Below are 3,856 nucleotides of genomic sequence, written 5' to 3' on the forward strand. Positions count from 1 at the left end.
CCGAATAACTGCTGCATACGTTGTTTAATCTGCTCATTGACCGGATTCATTTGGGGTAATCCCAGTGTCGCAATAAAAGCGCCAATCAAGCGCGCACCGGGCAAATCGATTCCCTCACCAAAGACCCCACCTAAGACGGCAAATCCTATCCCTCGGCTGGACTCCGTGAAGTTTTCTAAAAAATGTTTTCTGGCGCATTCATCCATACGCCTTGTTTGTGTCCATATCGTGATTGATGGAAAGCGTTCTTGGAACAAACGTGCAACTTGATCCATGTACTCAAAGCTACTGAAGAAGGCCAAATAATTGCCCGGTGCTTCTTCATATTGTTGCGCCATTAAGGTCGTCATCGGGATTAAAGAATGATCACGGTCTGTATAGCGGGTCGATATTGTTTCAATGATATTCACAGCTAACTGGTTAGCGCTAAAGGGGGATTCCACATCGACCCATGCAGTGCTTTCTGGCATACCCAGTAAATCACAGTAGTAATTCCAAGGACTTAAGGTGGCGGAGAATAAGGCACTGGTATGTGTTGCTTTAAACCGAGGTTTGAGAAACGGGGCTGGAATGATGTTTCTGATGCAAAGTATCGAGTCGCCGTTCGTCGCTGTCGCGTCAAATAGTGAGTGATCTCCAAAGCTCTCACCTAAGCGATTAAAGAGTAAAGCATCGAAATAAAACTGCTGTAGTTCTGGACTAATGGTAATTGGATTGTCTGCAAAGTAAGCACCTATTTCAGAGCAAAGAGTGATTAAGGCTTTACCGAACTTATCAGGCAGTTCGGCATGAACGACATAAGCTTGCTGTTGATCGTTGTAGCGCTGTTGTTGCTGCTGGCACTCCTGCGCTTTTTCTAATGCGAGCCATTGGCGACGAAGCCGGTCTAATGACTTTTTTAAGATCGCCGGTGCTTGCTTACGTACCACCTTAAGTTGTCGATGACTCAGCTCTGCTGTATACATGGCACGCGCTCTGGCAACCATGTTGTGCGCCTCATCAACTAGTAAACCAATCTTCCAGGCATGACTGATGGTTAGTCCATACAACATGGCGTTCAGGTCAAAGTAGTAGTTATAGTCACCGACAATCACATCACACCATTTCGCCATTTCTGTACTGAGGTAATAGGGACAGACCTGATGTGCTAAGGCGACTGAACGTAAATTCTCTTGATTTAGGATCGGCACTTGTAAGGCCGCCGTGCGTGCAGAAGGTAGACGGTCATAGAACCCTTTTGCTAAAGGACAGGAGTCTCCATGACAGGCATTTTGCGGGAACTCACAGGCATTGGTTTTAGCGACGAGTTCCAGCGTTCGTAAAGTCGTGCGTGGCAGGTTTTCTTGTAGCGTTTGAATTGCATGCAACGCTAACTGGCGACCTGACGTTTTTGCGGCAAGGAAGAAGATTTTATCGAGCTGGTGTTCGGCACTGGCTTTGAGCATAGGAAACAAGCTGCCTATCGTTTTACCGATACCGGTCGGTGCTTGTGCCAATAAGCAGCAGGTACGGTTACTGGCTCGGTAAATGGCCTCTGCCAGCTCACGCTGCCCCGCTCTAAAATATGGGTGGGGGAAACGCATCTCCTTTATGGCGCCATCACGTTGTTCCCGATGCACTAGCTCTTGCTTAGCCCAAGTTAAAAACTGATGACATAGACCATCGAAGAAAGATGCTAATACTTGCGCCGTATAGATTTCTACTAGGGGTGTTTCTTGTTGGGAATCGACGTTGTAGTAGATTAGCGCGACGTTGAGCTGGGACAGAGCCAGCTTTTGGCAAAGCAAATGAGCATAAACTTTAGCTTGTGCCCAATGCAGTTGCCGGTGATTCTCCGGCATCGTAGTCAAGTTGCCGCGATAGGTCTTGATTTCTTCTAGCTGTTGATGTTCAGGATCATAGCCATCCGCTCGACCTTTAACCAGTAGCTCTGAATAGCGGCCTTCGAGCCGGACTTCACGCTGGTAGCTGGCCGCTCTGCGGGACGTGACTTGCGTATGACCTTCTATCCCTTCTTGCGCCGAGGGAGATGGCGTAAAACGAAGATCGAGGTTACCTTGTTTTGCAATAAATTCACACAGAGCACGCACTGCAACAGTGTAGAGTTTGAGACTCACTGAGTTTCCTCAAGCCATTCGAGGTAGCACACTGAGATTGGCATCTGATGTAGGGTGCAGTAGTCGATTAGTCGTTGCTGATTGTCTTGCAGACGGTCACCAGGACCTTTGACTTCAATCATGTTGTAACGCTGATCTTTTGGCCAGAACTGGATTAAATCAGGAAAGCCATTTCTGTTCGCCTTAATGTCGGACAAGAGTCGGTGAAACCAATGCCGTAGATGCTGCGCAGGAATACAGGTTAAGGCAAGATTGAGCAAGTCCTCATCTAAGGCACTCCAAAAGACAAAAGGCGATTGAATACCTTGTTTGGCTTGGTAGGTGTGACGTATGGTGGTGAGGTACTCATCAGAATCAAGCTGGACTAGGCAAGCAGCAAAGTCGCCCTGTCGTCGTTGATGGAAATCAGCACTGGTTAAATCGACTGGCCCGCGGTGGAAAGGATGGAAGAATGCACCCGGGATAGGCTTAAAAATAGCTGTCCAACATAGCAAGCCAAATAGCGAATTGATCAGCGTATTCTCAACATAGTAGACCGGTGCTTCTTCTTGCATCAGATGATCTTTAACGACGCCTTCGACGTAAAACGACGTGTCGGGATACGGTAGTCGGAGTGTAATGATGTCGGCTTTAGACATCGTTGGTGTCACTGGTTTCTGATGGCCTAGCTTACGATTCAGGCGTGGCGCACTACGCTGTAGCTGCTGGAGTTCGGCATCACTCTCAGGCGTGCTAAGGGCCTCGTTGAGAAGCTGTAATGCAGCGGCACTTTGCCCCATCTTTTCTAATACGCGGATGGTACGCAGCCTGGTTCCTGGATAACGACTCATCTCATAAACAGCTAATGCTTGAGCCCAGTCTTTTTGCTTTTCTGCTTGTTGTCCCAGCTGGAACAGGAGCTTATCGCGCCGTCGATTGATCCAGTCATTCTCGCTAGTGGTCTTTGCTAACTCACCGAGTACCAGTGCAATGGGTTCTTCCGCATGAAACAATTCGCGACAGGCTTGTAAGGCAATGTAATCCTCGATATCACGACGCGTTTGAAATCCTCGCGACGCCATTGAGAATGGGATTGCCTCATAGCGATAAATACCGAGATCAGATAAGACGAATTCTGACCAGTCTTGCTGCCAATTACCAAAGAAGATCAGGCGCAAGCGGTCACAGAGGGCTTTGTTCTGAATGTGTGCTACTGATTCTTTTGAGGAAGGATGCCAGGCCGAGAATACCTTTGCTTGGGTGCTAACGCCGGGAAGATCGTCACGAAGATAGTCAAGTTGTTCTGCCTTGCGGAGCTGTTTAATTGGTCTGGTGAGTGAGAATACGGCAACAATTTCTGGCTTTTGTAGAAGCTCAAAAAGCTGGTCTAGCGTCAATATCGGATCAGGGTTAATCCATCCTACTTTAATCAAAGGCAACATCGCTTGATGTGTGTCACCTATCTCAGGATAACTCAGTTTGCTTTGACGGAAATAGTCGCCTTTACGCATGACCATGCGGACAAATAAGGCTTGTGAGACTTGTGGCAAGTTACCGAAATCTGCAATGAACGTACGCTCTTCAGGAATTAACACATCATCGTATCGTTCACTGACCCAATCCAGTACTAGTTGGAAATTACAAAGGTAGTACAGCGGGTTTGGTAAGACTTGCTTCATTGCGGGAGGTAGAGATTTTTAACTGTATATGCATACAGTTTATCTGTTTACCTTGGAGTTTGATAGTGACTGTTATATGCA

The 3,856-nt window shown here is 47.4% G+C and carries 2 protein-coding genes; both read right to left on the minus strand.

Annotation, left to right across the window (positions count from 1 at the left end; genetic code table 11):
* Positions 1–2,117 (minus strand): ATP-dependent DNA helicase (locus tag AAKU61_RS22235; protein WP_354335777.1); only part of this gene is annotated, 2,117 nt, incomplete at its 3' end.
* Positions 2,114–3,775: a VRR-NUC domain-containing protein gene (locus tag AAKU61_RS22240; RefSeq protein WP_354335779.1), complete on the minus strand. Its 1,662-nt coding sequence runs from the start codon at positions 3,773–3,775 to the stop codon at positions 2,114–2,116. The genes AAKU61_RS22235 and AAKU61_RS22240, both read right to left, overlap by 4 nt.
* Positions 3,776–3,856 lie beyond the last annotated feature (81 nt).

It is taken from the genome of Undibacterium sp. GrIS 1.2, from assembly GCF_040544435.1.
Classification (GTDB): Bacteria; Pseudomonadota; Gammaproteobacteria; order Burkholderiales; family Burkholderiaceae_D; genus Undibacterium.